The sequence below is a fragment of the Variovorax sp. KK3 genome (assembly GCF_001984055.1).
In the GTDB taxonomy this organism is placed as follows: domain Bacteria; phylum Pseudomonadota; class Gammaproteobacteria; order Burkholderiales; family Burkholderiaceae_C; genus Variovorax.
Window position 1 is genome coordinate 61,077 of record NZ_LYVO01000006.1, and the last position, 14,961, is coordinate 76,037.

General features: G+C 69.3%; 13 protein-coding genes. 10 read left to right on the forward strand and 3 right to left on the reverse strand.

What is annotated here, in order from left to right:
- The first annotated feature begins 65 nt into the window (after positions 1–65).
- Positions 66–1,232 (forward strand): Gfo/Idh/MocA family protein, encoded by a 1,167-nt coding sequence (locus B0W80_RS04775; protein ID WP_076997960.1) that lies wholly within the window; start codon positions 66–68, stop codon positions 1,230–1,232.
- 83 nt (positions 1,233–1,315) lie between these two features.
- Here B0W80_RS04775 and B0W80_RS04780 read toward each other — a convergent pair whose 3' ends face one another.
- Positions 1,316–1,846 carry a nucleoside 2-deoxyribosyltransferase gene (locus tag B0W80_RS04780; protein WP_256856485.1) on the reverse strand — a complete coding sequence of 177 codons (531 nt, stop codon included), beginning with the start codon at positions 1,844–1,846 and terminating at the stop codon, positions 1,316–1,318.
- Between the two features lie 115 nt (positions 1,847–1,961).
- Positions 1,962–2,990, reverse strand: a complete 1,029-nt coding sequence (locus B0W80_RS04785; RefSeq protein WP_076997962.1) for a tripartite tricarboxylate transporter substrate binding protein — start codon at positions 2,988–2,990, stop codon at positions 1,962–1,964.
- Between the two features lie 212 nt (positions 2,991–3,202).
- On the opposite strand from B0W80_RS04785, the gene B0W80_RS04790 reads away from it, so the two are divergent.
- Together B0W80_RS04790 and B0W80_RS04795 are read left to right on the forward strand one after the other, a co-directional pair.
- Positions 3,203–3,451: a hypothetical protein gene (locus B0W80_RS04790; RefSeq protein ID WP_076997963.1), complete on the forward strand. Its 249-nt coding sequence runs from the start codon at positions 3,203–3,205 to the stop codon at positions 3,449–3,451.
- Between the two features lie 86 nt (positions 3,452–3,537).
- Positions 3,538–5,622, forward strand: a complete 2,085-nt coding sequence (locus B0W80_RS04795; RefSeq protein WP_076997964.1) for an NAD(+) synthase — start codon at positions 3,538–3,540, stop codon at positions 5,620–5,622.
- A 12-nt stretch (positions 5,623–5,634) separates the two neighbouring features.
- Here the strand turns inward: B0W80_RS04795 and B0W80_RS04800 are convergent, their stop codons facing one another.
- On the reverse strand, positions 5,635–6,240 hold the full coding sequence (locus B0W80_RS04800) for an alpha-ketoglutarate-dependent dioxygenase AlkB (protein ID WP_076997965.1): 606 nt from the start codon (positions 6,238–6,240) through the stop codon (positions 5,635–5,637).
- 352 nt (positions 6,241–6,592) lie between these two features.
- Here B0W80_RS04800 and B0W80_RS04805 point away from each other — a divergent pair, with 352 nt between their 5' ends.
- From B0W80_RS04805 to B0W80_RS04835, 7 genes are all read left to right on the forward strand, one after another.
- On the forward strand, positions 6,593–7,414 hold the full coding sequence (locus B0W80_RS04805; protein ID WP_076997966.1) for an alpha/beta fold hydrolase: 822 nt from the start codon (positions 6,593–6,595) through the stop codon (positions 7,412–7,414).
- 98 nt (positions 7,415–7,512) lie between these two features.
- Positions 7,513–8,049 carry a DUF3617 family protein gene (locus B0W80_RS04810; protein ID WP_076997967.1) on the forward strand — a complete coding sequence of 179 codons (537 nt, stop codon included), beginning with the start codon at positions 7,513–7,515 and terminating at the stop codon, positions 8,047–8,049.
- A 141-nt stretch (positions 8,050–8,190) separates the two neighbouring features.
- The gene (locus tag B0W80_RS04815) at positions 8,191–9,255 is read left to right on the forward strand and encodes a ligase-associated DNA damage response exonuclease (protein WP_076997968.1); all 1,065 of its coding nucleotides are present in this window, start codon (positions 8,191–8,193) and stop codon (positions 9,253–9,255) included.
- Entirely contained in the window at positions 9,252–10,910 is a 1,659-nt protein-coding gene (locus B0W80_RS04820) for an ATP-dependent DNA ligase (RefSeq protein ID WP_076997969.1), read from the forward strand. Before B0W80_RS04815 ends, B0W80_RS04820 begins: the two co-directional genes overlap by 4 nt.
- 130 nt (positions 10,911–11,040) lie before the next feature.
- Positions 11,041–13,557, forward strand: coding sequence for a ligase-associated DNA damage response DEXH box helicase (locus B0W80_RS04825; RefSeq protein ID WP_256856486.1), 2,517 nt, complete (start codon positions 11,041–11,043; stop codon positions 13,555–13,557).
- Positions 13,558–13,631: 74 nt separating this feature from the next.
- Complete coding sequence (gene pdeM / locus B0W80_RS04830) at positions 13,632–14,300, forward strand: ligase-associated DNA damage response endonuclease PdeM (protein WP_256856487.1); 669 nt, start codon at positions 13,632–13,634, stop codon at positions 14,298–14,300.
- A gap of 45 nt (positions 14,301–14,345) precedes the next feature.
- A complete protein-coding gene (locus B0W80_RS04835) occupies positions 14,346–14,933 on the forward strand; it encodes a Crp/Fnr family transcriptional regulator (protein ID WP_143684481.1) in 588 nt (195 codons plus the stop codon).
- Positions 14,934–14,961: the final 28 nt, after the last annotated feature.

The window sequence follows — 14,961 nt, forward strand, 5'->3', positions numbered from 1 at the left end:
CGGCCCGGCAAAGCCGGTTCCGCGGTGTCCCCCGAAGGCGCGCGCCCGGGCTACCGACTGCACCCATGATCCAGAAGACCACTACCCGCAAGCTCCGCTACGCCATGGTCGGTGGCGGGCGCGATGCCTTCATCGGCGCGGTGCACCGCAAGGCGATCGCGCTCGACGGTCAGGCCGAGTTGGTGGCGGGCGCGCTCTCGTCCAGCCCCGAGAAGGCGCGCGAGTCCGGCCGCGCGCTGTGGCTGGCGGAAGACCGCAACCACGGAGACTGGCGCGCGCTGCTCGACGACGAGCTGAAGCGGCCGGCCGACGAGCGCATCGACTTCGTGTCGATCGTCACGCCGAACCACCTGCACTTTCCGGTGGCGCAGGCCTTCGTCGAAGCGGGCTTCCACGTCGTGTGCGACAAGCCGCTGGTGCACACCGGCGAGCAGGCCGATGCGCTGGTGGCGGCCGTCGCGCGGCGCGGCACCGTGTTCGCGGTCACCTACAACTACACGGGCTACCCGATGGTGCGCGAGGCGCGCGAGATCGTGCGCAGCGGGCGCCTGGGCGAACTGCGCAAGGTGGTCGTCGAATACAACCAGGGCTGGCTCGCGACGCGGCTCGAGGGCGAGGGCAACAAACAGGCCGAATGGCGCAGCGACCCGGCGCGCAGCGGCGCGGCGGGCGCGATCGGCGACATCGGCTCGCATGCCGAGAACCTGGTCGCGACCGTCACGGGCCTGCACATCGAGAGCCTGTGCGCGGACCTCGGCGCGCTGGTACCCGGCCGCACGCTCGACGACGACGCCAGCGTGCTGCTGCGCTTCGAGGGCGGCGCGCGCGGCGTGCTGATCGCATCGCAGGTCAACACCGGCTTGGAGAACGATCTTCGGCTGCGCGTCTCGGGCACGCTGGGCACGCTGGTGTGGCGGCAGGAGCAGCCCAGCGAACTCGTGCATCTGCCGCACGATGGTCCGCGTCGCGTGCTCACGCGCGGCTCGGCGTGGCTGGGCGAATCCGCACGCCGCGCGAGCCGGCTGCCCAGCGGCCATCCGGAAGGCTTCATCGAGGCCTTCGCCAACGTGTACGGCGGCGTCATGGGCGACATCCGTGCACGCCTGGCCGAGTCGACGGCGGACGTGCTCGACGCGGACTATCCGCGCGTGGAGGCGGGTGCGCGCGGCGTGCGCTTCATCGAGCGTGTGGTGGCGTCATCGAAGAGCGATGCCAAGTGGCTCGGCTGGTGACTTCGCCTTGACTCCCTCTCCCAGAGGGAGAGGGAGCAAATCCAGGCGCCCCGCAATTTGCGCGCGGCTTGTCCGGCCCAGGCCTATCGTGCCCGCTCTGCGAACACCGCCGCCAATCGCGCCACGGCACTTTCCGCCGTCAGCTCGATCGCCGTCGAGCACGCGAGCATCAAGTTGAGCGGCTGCCCCAGCCCTTCCACCATCACGCCGCTCTCGCGTTCGCGCAATGCGCCAGAAGGATCGGCCACGCAGTCCAGTTGCTTGCAGACGCGGCTGGCATAACTGCCCGATGGCACACCATAGACCACCACCGGCTTCCCCAGCCCCACCGCGAATCCGACTTCGAACACGGTGCCCGAGTCAGGCTCGAGCCCGCGAAAGTCCATCAGGTTGGCGATCACGCCGTCGGCCTCGCGGATCAGCGCGACGTTGCCTTCGTAGATGCGGCGGGCCTGCTCTTCGTCGCTGCCGCTGAAGCCGTCACGCACGCCGCCGTCGGAAGGCTCGACGCCTTCCAGCCCATGGCGCGCGCAATGCGCCTTCAACGATTCGTAGATCTTCGCGCTGTCGCGAAAGAAGATGTCGGGTCCGGCGAGATAGACGCGGGGTCGCAATCGTGCCGTTGCGGTTGTTGCTGCCCTTGCGGCTGGCGCTTCGTGTGTCATCGGGTCCTTGTTGCTCGAACCCGCATTCTGCTGTGCCCCCGGCGCGAAGGCCGAGGCACCGATGCTATTCGGCCCGGATGTCGTTGTCCTTGACCACCTTGCCCAGCAAGTCGTAGTAGTTCTTCGTCAGCGCGGCCAGTTGCTCGGGCGTGCCGCCGCCGGCATCGTCGCCGCGGTCGGCAATCGTCTTCTGCACGGCCGGGTCCTTCAAGGCCGTGTTCATCGCGGTGTTGACCTTCTTCACGATGTCGGCGTTCAGGCCCGGTGGGCCATACAGGCCGATGAAGGAGATCACCTCGAAATTCTTGATGCCCTTTTCCGTGGCCGTGGGCACGTCCGGAAAGGCCGGCACGCGCTTGGCGCCGGTGGCCATCAGCGCCTTGAGCTGGCCCGACTTGAGGAAGGGCGCCACCACCGAGGAGGCGTCGAACATCGCGGGGACGCGGCCTGCGATCAGGTCGGTCATGGCCGGTGCGCTGCCTTTGTAGGGCACGTGGCTCATCTTCGGCTTGCCGATGCGTTCGCGGAACAGCTCCATCGCGGTCTGCACGAGGCTGCCCGGCCCGCCCGAGGCGTAGTCGACGGCCTTGCCTTCCTTGTCCTGCTGCTTGACCCAGGCGATGAAGCCGTCGATGTCCTTCACCGGCAGGCTGGCCGGCACGACCAGCATCAGCGACGAGGTGAGCAGCAATCCGATGGGCGTCATCTTCAGCGGGTCTGCCACCGAGGTGTTGCGGTAGGTGTGCGGGTTCAGCACCATGTTGCTGCCGTTGCCCACGAGCAGGCGGTAACCGTCGGGCGCCGACTTCAGCACGTAGTCGGTGGCGATGTTGCCGTTGACGCCGGCCTTGTTGTCGATGACGACCGGCTGGCCCAGGTTGTTCTGCATGCCGGCGGTCAGGACGCGCCCGGCGAAGTCGGTCTGCCCGCCGGGCGGGTAGCCCACCACCAGCGTCACCGATTTGCTGGGCCAGGCGGCCTGGGCTGCGGCCATGCTTGGCAGCAGGCCCGCGCCGAGCCCTCCAAGCCCGAACTGCAAGGCGCGGCGGCGCGACAGGGAGACATCGATCGACTCATCGGACACGAAAGGCATCACGTTCTTCTCCCGACCTTGGCAAGGTCTGCCGGCGCATCATAGGAGCGTGCCGGCCGGCCCACAAGCAGGGTCTTCGCCCACGCGTCGGCGCTTTCCTACGACGGCCTGCGGCTTGTCCGATCCGGCGCGGCGGCCTTCGCCGCTCGCGTCGACAAGGGACGCAGGCGCACCGTCGAGTTCCCTCGATCGCGATGACACAGGAGACCTCGATGAACAAGCCAGCCGACAAGCCAGCGGAGACCAAACCCGACATCCAGGGCGAAGGCAACTACGACGCCACCCGCCGCTACGACAAGGCCACCACCGACTTCGTGCAGTCCGGCAAGGTCGACCAGGCTGCGAAGGACGCCAAGCCCAGGAGCGAGGCCGAAGCCGAAGAGATGCGCCGCGCCGAGGAAGAGGGCAAGTCGCACGCGAAGGGCGAAGACCCGGCGCTGCGCAAGGGCGCTGGCCAGTAATCGCTCGCCGAACTGAAAACGTGCGCGCGCCATGGCCGGCCGCGCTGGTCCGGGCGGCATCGACCGCCTGAGGCCACAATCCGGCCATGACCGAGCACGAGTTCCAGAACCCCTACACCCACGGCTTCGCGCGGCTCGCCGTGGCGGTGCCGCGCAATCGCGTGGCCGATCCGGTGTTCAACACCGCAGAGACGATCCGCCTGTATCGCGAAGCCGCTGCCGACGGCGCGATGCTCGTCGCCTTTCCGGAGCTGGGGCTCTCGGCGTACACCTGCGACGACCTGTTCCATCAGGCCGCGTTGCTCGAGGCCTGCGAGCGGGCCCTGCTCGACGTGGCCGCAGCCTCGCGCGACACCGGCGCCGTCGCCGTCGTGGGCCTGCCGCTGCGTGCGGATCACCGGCTCTTCAATTGCGCGGCCGTGGTGGCCGATGGCCGCGTGCTCGGCATCCTGCCCAAGACCTATCTGCCGAACTACGGCGAGTTCTACGAGGCCCGCCAATTCAACGGGGCCGACACCGCCCTGTCGAACGAGGTCATGCTCGGCGGCGAGCGCGTGCCCTTCGGCAGCGACCTGCTGTTCCAGTCGCGCCAGATGCCGCTCTTCAAGCTGCACGTCGAAATCTGCGAGGACGTGTGGGTGCCCATCCCGCCGTCGAGCCACGCCGCGCTCGCGGGTGCCACGGTGCTGGTCAACCTCTCGGCGTCGAACATCACCATCGGCAAGTCGGACTACCGGCACCGCCTGGTCAGCCTGCAGTCCGCGCGCTGCCTCGCGGCCTACCTGTACACCTCGGCCGGCATCGGTGAGTCGACCACCGACCTGGCCTGGGACGGCCAGGCGCTCATCTACGAAAGCGGCGACATGCTGGCCGAGAGCGAGCGCTTCAGCAACCGCTCGCACCGCATCGCGGCCGACGTGGACCTGGAGCGCCTCTCGCGCGAGCGCATGCGCCAGAACAGCTTCGGCACCTCGGTGCACAAGCACAAGGCAGCGCTGGCCGGCTGGCGCACCGTCGATTTCGACCTGCCCGTGCCGGCGCAGGTACCTCACGGCCTGCTGCGCACGGTGGAGCGCTTTCCCTACGTGCCGTCCGACGCCGCGACACGCGACGCACGCTGCGGCGAGGTCTTCAACATCCAGGTGCAGTCGCTGGTGCAGCGCATCGAGGCGGCGCGCATCGACAAGCTGGTCATCGGCGTCTCGGGCGGCCTCGACTCCACCCACGCCCTGCTGGTGTGCGCGCAGGCCATGGACCGCCTGGGCAAACCGCGCTCGGACATCCTGGGCTTCACCATGCCCGGTTTCGCCACCACCGGCCGCACGCTGCAGCAGGCGCATCGGCTGATGGCCAGCGTGGGCTGCACCACGCGCGAGATCGACATCCGCCCGAGCTGCCTTCAGATGCTGAAGGACCTGGGCCATCCCTTCGCCGAGGGCCAGCCGCAATACGACATCGCCTTCGAGAACGTGCAGGCCGGCGAGCGCACGAGCCACCTGTTCCGCCTGGCCAACTTCCACAACGGCATCGTGGTGGGCACCGGCGACCTCAGCGAGCTGGCACTGGGCTGGTGCACCTATGGCGTGGGCGACCACATGTCGCACTACAACGTGAATGCGAGCGTGCCCAAGACGCTGATCAAGCACCTGGTGCATTGGGTCGAGACGCGCAAACTGCTGGGCGACGAAGGCAGCAGGGTGCTGCACGACATCCTGGAAACCGAAGTCAGCCCCGAGCTGATTCCCGCATCCGAGCCCTCGGCCGACGCGAAGGGCGAGGACACGGCAGTCCAGCCCGGCCAGCGCACCGAGGACACCATCGGCCCCTACGAGCTGCAGGACTTCCATCTCTACTACACGCTGCGCTACGGCTTCAGCCCCAGCAAGGTGGCCTTTCTCGCGCAGGCCGCCTGGGGCGACCGCACGCGCGGGCGCTGGCCCGACGAACTGCTCAAGGCGCGCAACGAGTACACGCTGGCCGACATCAAGCGCCACCTGGGCACCTTCCTGTGGCGCTTCTTCAAGACCAGCCAGTTCAAGCGCTCCTGCGTGCCCAACTCGCCCAAGGTCGGTTCGGGCGGCTCGCTCTCGCCGCGCGGCGACTGGCGCGCGCCCAGCGATTCGGAGGCTGTGGTCTGGATGGACGACCTGAAGCGCGTGCCCGGCGGTTGAGTCTTCGGGCGCTCAGCCGATGCGCGCCGTCCGCAGCGTGATCGAGTAGCGCAGCGCCTGCACCGGCGTCACCCGGTGCTGCCAGCGCCAGCGCGACGGCCCGCGCATGCAGTAGAGCGAGCGCGGCTCGATCACCAGGTCGACGTGCGGCGGCGGCTGGCCCAGCGCGTCGCGCTGCGGCGGGTAGGGGCGAAACTGCATCAGCCCGGTGCCCATCAGCGAGACGCCGGCGACGTCCTCGAAGTCCGGCACGTCGCGGTGCCAGCCGAGCGGCGTGCCGGGCTGGTATTCGGCCACCAGCACGTGCACCAGCGCTTCGGGCGCCACGCCCATGTGCTCGGCCACGCGGGCGCGCAGCGGCAGCAAGGCGGCCGGCAGGTCCGGCGATGGTTGAAGGCGGGTGGCGGCGAAGTCGTAATGCCCACCGAAGGCAATGCCGCGCCGGCGCGCCGTGTGGTCCTTGTAACGCATGGGCTGCAGCGGCAGGGCGCGCACCACCTGCAGCAGATCCTGCTCTTGCTCGATGTCGAGGAAGTCGTTCTCGTACTGCCAGCCTTGCAGCAGCAAGGACGGGTCGTCGGGAAACAGCGATTCCTGGGCGGGATGGCGCGTGTACATGCGAAGGTCTGGCGGGATGGCCGGAGCGGCGGACCCGCGGGAGAGAGGAGAGACTACACCGATGTGCCGCCCCTGCGCACCCGGGGGTCGCTGCGGGTCACGGCCGTTTTTCGGCGTCGTGAGGCAGTCGCTTTACCGTAGGAGCCTTCCTGCGCCAATGCTGTAGGAGATCACCCAATCCCGATCCGCGGGCTGCGTGCAACCGGTTTCCATTTCGTGCTTGCAGCCGCGTCGCATTGGCACGAGCATTCGTGCCGCCGTCCCGTCGCCCGTGGTCGCGATGCGGCGCCGGCACTGCGCGCGGCCCATCCTGGCCGCGTCCTTGATTCCAACACCAGCACGAGGAGTCTCCATGCCCACCATCACCACCCGAGACGGCACCCAGATCTACTACAAGGACTGGGGCCAGGGCCAACCCATCGTCTTCTCGCACGGCTGGCCGCTGTCGGGCGACGACTGGGACAACCAGATGCTGTACTTCCTGGGGCAGGGCTTCCGCGTGATCGCGCACGACCGCCGCGGCCACGGTCGCTCCTCGCAGACCTGGACCGGCAACGAGATGGACACCTATGCCGACGACCTGGCCGAGCTGACCGAGAAGCTCGAACTGAAGGACGCCGTCCACATCGGCCACTCGACGGGCGGCGGCGAAGTGGCGCGCTACCTGGGCCGCCATGGCTCCCGGCGCGTGGCCAAGGCGGTGCTCATCGGTGCGGTGCCGCCGATCATGCTCAAGACCGAGGCCAACCCGGGCGGCCTGCCGATCGACGTGTTCGACGGCATCCGTGCCGGCGTCGCGGGCAACCGCGCCGAGTTCTACCGCGAGATCACGCTGCCCTTCTACGGCTACAACCGGCCGAACGCGAAGGTGTCGGAAGGCATCCGCCAGCACTGGTGGCTCCAGGGGATGATGGGCGGCATCAAGGCCCACTACGACTGCGTCAAGGCCTTCTCGGAAACCGACTTCACCGAAGACCTGAAGAAGATCGACGTGCCCACGCTCATCATGCACGGCGACGACGACCAGATCGTGCCCATCGGCGCGTCGGCCATGCTGTCGTCCAAGCTCGTGAAGAACGCGCAGCTCAAGGTCTACCCGGGGCTGCCGCACGGGCTGTGCGCGACGCATCCCGAGGTGGTCAACCCCGACCTGCTGGCTTTCATCAAGGGCTGAGCGCGACGCGACCACCCGGCCGTCCGGCCTGCGTTGCAGCGGACGCACAGGCCGATCGCGCTATTTCGCGGGTGCGCCGGCCGGGTTAGAAAGCGGCGATGACCACACACCCGACATCGCGCCTTCTTCCCCGCATCACCGTGGCGGCCTGCCTCCTGCTGGCCGGTGGCGCCTGGGCGGCCATCGACTACCCGGCCCGCAAGCCCGGCCTTTGGGAAATGACGATCCAGGGCGACGCCAGCGCCAAGACCCCGCCGATGAGCACGCAGCAATGCATCGACGCCGCCACCGACAAGGCGATGCGCGACATGGGCGAAGGTGTCAACCAGCAGACCTGCTCGAAACAGGACATGCGCAACGAGGGCGGCCGCATCGTGATCGAGTCGGTCTGCAAGATCGGCACCAGCACCGCCACCACGCGGGCCGTGCTCGCCGGCGACTTCAGCACCGGCTACCGCATGGAAAGCCGCTCCACCTACAGTCCGCCGCTGGTGGGCCGCAGCGAAGGCACTGCGGTCATCGAAGCCAAGTGGGTCGGTCCCTGCAAGGCGGGCCAGAAGCCGGGCGACATGGTGCTGCCCAACGGCATGAAGATGAACCTGCTCGACATGCCTGCCGGCCGCGGCAAGAAGTAGCACGCGCGGCACGCCCGGCCGGTACGGCAGATGCGGCAAGTGCGGCAGGTGCGGCACGCCTGCAAGCGCGTCGGCATCACGCCGGGCCGCGTCTCAAGCCTACACGCCGGGCGCGGCCAGCCGGGCTAGCATGGCCGCCCCATGTCCGCCGAAGAGCTCGTCATCGCGCGCCCCGAAGGCCTGTACTGCCCGCCCGGCGATTTCTACATCGACCCCTGGCGGCCGGTCGATCGCGCCGTCATCACCCATGGTCATTCGGACCATGCGCGCGTGGGCCACGGCCACTACCTCGCCCATGAACACAGCGCCGGCACGCTGCGCACGCGCCTGGGCGAGATCACGCTGCAGACGCTGCCCTACGGCGAGACCATCGTGCACCACGGCGTGCGCCTGTCGCTGCACCCGGCCGGCCACGTGCTGGGCTCGGCGCAGGTGCGGCTGGAGCACGACGGCCGCGTGTGGGTGGCCTCGGGCGACTACAAGACGGAGCCCGACGGCACCTGCACGCCCTTCGAGCCGGTGCCCTGCGACACCTTCATCACCGAATCGACTTTCGGCCTGCCCATCTACCGTTGGCCCACGCAGCCCGAACTGTTCGCCGACATCGATGCCTGGTGGCGCGCCAACGCGGCGCAGGGCCGCGCCTCGGTGCTGCTGTGCTATGCCTTCGGCAAGGCGCAGCGTGTGCTGCACGGCGTGGATGCGTCGATCGGGCCGATCGTGGTGCACGGCGCGGTGGAGCCGCTCAACGCGGTCTACCGCGCGGCTGGCGTCGCGCTGCCGCCGACCTTGCGCGTGACGGACCCAGGTGTCGACGCGGCACTGCTCAAGCGCGCGCTGGTCGTGGCACCGCCTTCCGCACAGGGAACGCCGTGGATGCGCAGATTCGGCAACTACTCCGACGCCTTCGCCAGCGGCTGGATGCAGCTGCGCGGCACGCGCCGCCGCCGCGGCGTCGACCGCGGCTTCGTCATGTCCGACCACGCCGACTGGCCGGGGCTGCAGAAGGCCATCGCCGGCACCGGCGCCGAGCGCGTGTACGTCACGCACGGCAGCGTGCCGGTGATGGTGCGCTGGCTGTCGGAGAACGGGCTCGACGCACGGTCCTTTCGCACCGAGTACGGCGACGAGGACATGGAGCCCGCAGCCGCGGTGCCGCAGCCCGAGGCACTGCCGCCATCGGATGCAGACCTCGCCGCGTCATGAAGCAGTTCGCCGCGCTCTACAAGGAGCTCGACTCCAGCACCTCCAACCTGGTCAAGCAGGCCGCCCTGCAGCGCTACCTGCGCGAGGCGATACCGGCCGATGCGGCCTGGGCCGTCTACTTTCTCGCGGGCGGCAAACCGCGGCAACTGGTACCGACCAAGCTGCTGCGCCTGCTCGCGCAAGAGGCGGCGGGCCTGCCCGAGTGGCTGTTCGACGAGAGCTACGAGGCCGTGGGCGACCTGGCGGAGACCATCGCGCTGCTGATGCCCGCGCCTTCCGACGAACACGACCTGGGCCTGGCCGAATGGGTCGAGCAGCACTTGCTGCCGCTGCGCGGCACGCCGCCCGAGCAGCTGGCCGATGCGCTGCGCACGCAGTGGCGCCGGCTCGCGCCCGAGGAGCGGCTGGTGTACTTCAAGCTGATCACGGGCTCGTTCCGCGTCGGCGTCTCGCGCCTGCAGGTCACCCAGGCGCTGGCGGCCGTCGGCGGCCTCGACCCCAAGCGCGTGGCGCAGCGCCTCATGGGCTACACCCACATCACCGGCCAGCCCACCGCCGCGGCCTTCGGCGCACTGATCGCGCCCGAGAGCGAAGGCGAGCAGGACCGGCAGACCAGCGGACAGCCTTATCCCTTCTTTCTTGCCCACCCGTTCGCACCGCCGCTGGCCGAGTTCGATGCCGCGCTCGGCCCGCCTTCGCGCTGGCTGATCGAGTGGAAGTGGGACGGCATCCGCGCCCAGCTCGTGCGGCGCGCGGCCGACGTCTGCCTGTGGTCGCGTGGCGAAGAGCTCGTGACCGACCGCTTTCCCGAACTGGCCGAAATGGGCCGCACCTTGCCCGAGGGCACGGTGGTCGACGGCGAGATCGTCGTGTGGCGCGATAACCGCGTCCAGCCCTTCGCCGACCTGCAGAAGCGCATCGGCCGCAAGACGCTCACGCCGAAGCTGCTGCGCGAGATACCGGTGGTGCTGCTGGCCTACGACCTGCTGGAGTGGGAAAGCCGCGACCTGCGCGCGCTGCCGCAGCACGAGCGGCGCGCAATGCTCGATGCGCTGATCGACGACGCCGGACATCCGTCGCTGATCGCCAGCCCCGTGCTGCAAGGCGACAGCTGGCAGGACCTGGCGCGCCAGCGCGAGGCCGCGCGCGCCATGGGCGTCGAAGGGATGATGCTCAAGCAGCGCGATGCGCAGTACGGCGTCGGCCGCACCAAGGACGTGGGCCTGTGGTGGAAGTGGAAGATCGATCCGCTGTCGATCGACGCGGTGCTGATCTACGCCCAGCGCGGCCATGGCCGGCGCGCGAGCCTCTACTCCGACTACACATTCGCGGTGTGGGACGCGGCGCCCGAGGCCGGCGAGCGCAAGCTGGTGCCCTTCGCCAAGGCCTACTCGGGCCTCACCGACGCCGAGATCGCGCGCGTCGACGCCGTCATCCGCCGCACCACCGTCGAGAGCTTCGGTCCGGTGCGCAGCGTCACGCCCACGCTGGTGTTCGAGCTCGGCTTCGAAGGCATCGCGCGCAGCACGCGTCACAAGAGCGGCATTGCGGTGCGCTTTCCGCGCATGCTGCGCTGGCGCGAGGACAAGCCGATCGAAGAGGCCGACACGCTGGAGACGCTGGCGGCGCTGCTGCCGGCTTCGGGCGCGTCATGAATTTCGATGCGAGTGGCTTTGGCTCCGTCCCCCGCTGGGAGAGGGCTGGGGTGGGGGCAAGCGGCGTGCCCATCGCCAGTGCTGCGTGCCCCCATCCCTACCTTCCCCCAGAGGGGGAAGGAGCAATACCTTGACGCGCGCGAACGACTGGTTCAAGGCGCGCGGCTGGAAGGCCTTCGGCTTTCAGCGCGAGGTGTGGAAAGCGATCGCCGATGGCCGCTCCGGCTTGCTGCACGCCACCACCGGTGCCGGCAAGACTTTCGCCGTCTGGCTGGGTGCGCTGCAGGCCTTCGCCCGGCCTTCGACGGGCAAGCACGCGCCGCCGCTCACGGTGCTGTGGCTCACGCCCATGCGCGCGCTCGCCACCGACACCCTGCGCGCCTTGCAGCAACCGCTGGAAGCCATGGCGCCGGGCTGGAGCGCCGGCGCGCGCAGCGGCGATACCGGCTCGGCCGAGCGCAGCGCGCAGAACCGGCGCCTGCCGACCGTGCTGGTCACCACGCCCGAAAGCCTGTCGCTGATGCTCTCTCGCCCCGATGCCAAAGAGGTGCTCGACAGCCTGCGCCTGGTGGTGGTGGACGAGTGGCACGAGCTGATGGGCAACAAGCGCGGGGTTCAGGTGCAGCTGGCGCTGGCCCGGCTGCGTCGATGGAATGCAGACCTCATGGTGTGGGGCATGTCGGCCACGCTCGGCAACCTGCCCGAGGCGCTGCGCACGCTGCTGGCCGGCGGCGAGGGCGAGATGGTGCAGGGCGCCATGGCCAAGGAACTCGTCATCGATTCGCTGCTGCCGAATCGCGCCGAGCGCTTTCCCTGGGGCGGCCACCTGGGCCTGACCATGCTGCCGCAGGTGGTGGCGGAAATCGCATCGAGCAGCGGCACGCTGGTGTTCACCAACACGCGCTCGCAGTCGGAGATCTGGTACCAGGCGGTGCTCGACGCCAGGCCCGAGTGGGCCGGACAGATCGCGCTGCACCACGGCTCGCTCGACCGCGGCGTGCGCGAATGGGTCGAGGCGGGCCTCAAGGTTGGCACGCTGAAGGCTGTCGTCTGCACTTCGAGCCTCGACCTGGGCGTCGACTTCCTGCCCGTGGAGCGCGTGCTTCAGATCGGCTCCGCCAAGGGCATCGCGCGTTTGCTGCAGCGGGCCGGCCGATCGGGCCACGCGCCGGGCCGGCCGTCGCGCATCACGCTGGTGCCCACGCACAGCATCGAGATGGTGGAAGGGGCCGCCGCGCGCGCCGCGGTGGCGGCCGGCCACGTGGAAGACCGCCGATCGCCCGAGCATCCCTTGGACGTGCTCGTGCAGCACCTCGTCACCGTGGCCCTGGGCGGCGGCTTCGTGCCCGACGACCTGTACGCGGAAGTGCGCACCACCGTCGCTTATGCCAGCCTTTCGCGCGAGAGCTGGCAGTGGTGCCTCGACTTCGTGTCGCAGGGTGGGCCTTCGCTGGTGGCCTACCCCGACTACCGCCGCGCCGTGCCGGACGAGCAAGGTGTCTGGCGCGTGCCCGACACCCGCCTCGCGCGCCGGCATCGCATGAACATCGGAACCATCGTCAGCGATGCCAGCATGTCGGTGCAGTACCTGCGCGGCGCCAAGATCGGCAGCGTGGAAGAAAGCTTCATCGCCCGCATGAAGCCGGGCGACTGCTTCCTGTTCGGCGGGCGGCCGCTCGAACTCGTGCGCGTGCACGACATGACGGCGCTGGTGCGGCGCGCGACCGGCCGCAAGCCCACGGTGCCGCGCTGGAACGGCGGGCGCATGCCGCTGTCGAGCACGCTGGCCGACGCGGTGGTGCAGCAGCTCGCGCGCGCCGGCGAGGGCCATTACGACTCGCCCGAGTTGCAGTGCGTGCGGCCGCTGTTGGAGGTGCAGCAGCGCTGGTCGGCCCTGCCCACCCCGCAGACCCTGCTGGCCGAGTTGCTCAAGACGCGCGAGGGCTGGCACCTGTTCCTCTATCCCTTCGCGGGCCGGCTGGTGCACCTGGGGCTGGCGAGCCTGCTCGCATGGCGTGTCGCCCAGCACCAGCCGCGCACCTTCTCCATCGCGGTCAACGACTACGGCTTCGAGCTGCTGTGTGCGGACGAAGTCGACTGGCCCGCGTTGCTGCCGCAGGCACTGGCGACGGTGCCCGATGCGCAACTGCTGCACGAGGTGCTCGCGTCGCTCAATGCGACCGAGCTGGCGCGGCGGCGCTTCCGCGAGATCGCGCGCGTGTCGGGCCTGATCTTCCAGGGCTACCCCGGCGAGCGGCGCAGCAACAAGCAGCTGCAGGCGTCGTCGTCGCTGTTCTACGAGGTGTTTCGCAAATACGACCCGGCCAACCGCCTGCTGCGGCAGGCCGAGGAAGAACTGCTCGCGCAGGAGCTGGAGATCGGCCGCCTGCGCGACGCGTTGGCACGCATGGCTGCGCAGCGGCTCGTGGTGCAGACGCCAGCGCGGCCGACGCCGTTCGCCTTTCCGCTCCTGGTTGAACTTTTCCGCGAGAAGCTGTCGAACGAGGCCGTGGCCGATCGCATCGCGCGGATGGTGGCGCAGCTCGAGCGAGCCGCCGGCGGCGAGCCGGCACCGGACGAAGAGGGCGCCGAGCACGTTCGAAGGGCGCTGGCTTTCGACCGGCCCGACGAGTCCAGGCCGCCTTGACACTAGGGCAGTCCCCACCCCCCGTAGCGACAATTTACGAGGTTCGCGCCATGGACTTTTGCGAAACTCATTGCGTGTCACCCACTACCCCGTCCTGCCGGCTCCAACTTGCCGGCCAATCCGTCGAACTGTTGCCCGAGCGTGCGCTCTGGTGGCCCGCGGGCGGCGCGCTCTTCGTGGCGGACGTTCACCTCGGCAAGGCGGCGGCCTTCCGTGCACTGGGCCAGCCGGTTCCCTTCGGCACCACGGCCCGCAACCTGCAGCGGCTCGATGCGCTGATCGAGCAGCACCGGCCGCGCGAGCTCGTGGTGCTCGGCGACTTTCTGCACGGCATTCACGGGCGCACGCGGCAGCTGCTCGACGACCTCGCGGAATGGCGAACCCATCATGAGTCGCTGCGCTGTGTGCTGGTGCGTGGCAACCACGACAGCCTGGCCGGCGACCCGCCGCCTGCGCTTCACTTCGACATCGTCGACGAGCCCTATCTCATCGGCCCCTTCGCGGCCTGCCACCATCCGCAGCGGCACGCCACCCATTTCGTGCTCGCCGGCCACCTGCACCCCGTCTGCAAGCTCCACGGCCGCGGCCGGGACAGCATGCGCATGCCCTGCTTCGTGCGCGACGAGCAGCGCCTGATCCTCCCGGCCTTCGGCGAATTCACCGGCGGCTGGCCGGTCGAGGCGGCCAATGGGCGGCATTTCTACGGCATCGGCGGAGATGCCGTCTGGCCGCTTTCGAACTGACAACCCCTTTCGGGCTTTGTCCTTGTCTTTGTTCTTGTGCATCCCATGCCATCCAGCCGCGCGCCCACTTCTTCCCGCAACGACCTTCGCGATCAAGCCATCGACCTGCTGGCGCATGCAGCGTCCATGGCCGGCATGAGCCGTGCCGACGCGGAGGTCGTGGTCGACGCCATGAAGCCGCTCCACCTGCTGGCCGACACGCTGCTGTTCGAAGAAGGCGATTCGTCCGACAACGACTACATGGTGCTGGTGCTCGACGGCCAGGTGCGTGCGGTGAGCAGCGCCGGCATCCCCGACGGCGAAGTCGTGATCACGGTGGCCGGCCCCGGCAGCCTGCTCGGCGAAATGGGCGTCATCGACGGCGGCCCGCGTTCGGCGAGCTGCACGGCCCTGACCGACGTCAAGCTCGGCCTGCTGTCGCGCGAGGCGCTGCTGGGCCTGGTCGAGCGGCATCCTTCGGTCGCTGCGCGGCTCATGCTCGGGGTGTCGAAGATCGTCACGGGCCGGCTGCGCGAAGGCAATCGCCGGCTGCGCACGCTGTCGCAGGTGTCGCGTGCACTGCAGAGCGAGCTGGATGCCGTTCACGCGGTCAACCGCCGGCTGCTTGACGAGCAGGACGCGCGCGCCGGGTAGTTGCTCACACAGCCGCAGGGCTGTAGCG

What these genes read in the sequence shown, in the direction of transcription:
- B0W80_RS04775 (WP_076997960.1), top strand. Translation starts at nt 66, where the DNA reads ATGATCCAGAAGACCACTACCCGCAAGCTCCGCTACGCCATGGTCGGT.
- B0W80_RS04805 (WP_076997966.1), top strand. Translation starts at nt 6,593, where the DNA reads ATGCCCACCATCACCACCCGAGACGGCACCCAGATCTACTACAAGGAC.
- B0W80_RS04785 (WP_076997962.1), bottom strand. Translation starts at nt 2,990, where the DNA reads ATGCCTTTCGTGTCCGATGAGTCGATCGATGTCTCCCTGTCGCGCCGC.
- B0W80_RS04815 (WP_076997968.1), top strand. Translation starts at nt 8,191, where the DNA reads ATGTCCGCCGAAGAGCTCGTCATCGCGCGCCCCGAAGGCCTGTACTGC.
- B0W80_RS04800 (WP_076997965.1), bottom strand. Translation starts at nt 6,240, where the DNA reads ATGTACACGCGCCATCCCGCCCAGGAATCGCTGTTTCCCGACGACCCG.
- B0W80_RS04820 (WP_076997969.1), top strand. Translation starts at nt 9,252, where the DNA reads ATGAAGCAGTTCGCCGCGCTCTACAAGGAGCTCGACTCCAGCACCTCC.
- B0W80_RS04835 (WP_143684481.1), top strand. Translation starts at nt 14,346, where the DNA reads ATGCCATCCAGCCGCGCGCCCACTTCTTCCCGCAACGACCTTCGCGAT.
- B0W80_RS04810 (WP_076997967.1), top strand. Translation starts at nt 7,513, where the DNA reads ATGACCACACACCCGACATCGCGCCTTCTTCCCCGCATCACCGTGGCG.
- B0W80_RS04790 (WP_076997963.1), top strand. Translation starts at nt 3,203, where the DNA reads ATGAACAAGCCAGCCGACAAGCCAGCGGAGACCAAACCCGACATCCAG.
- B0W80_RS04795 (WP_076997964.1), top strand. Translation starts at nt 3,538, where the DNA reads ATGACCGAGCACGAGTTCCAGAACCCCTACACCCACGGCTTCGCGCGG.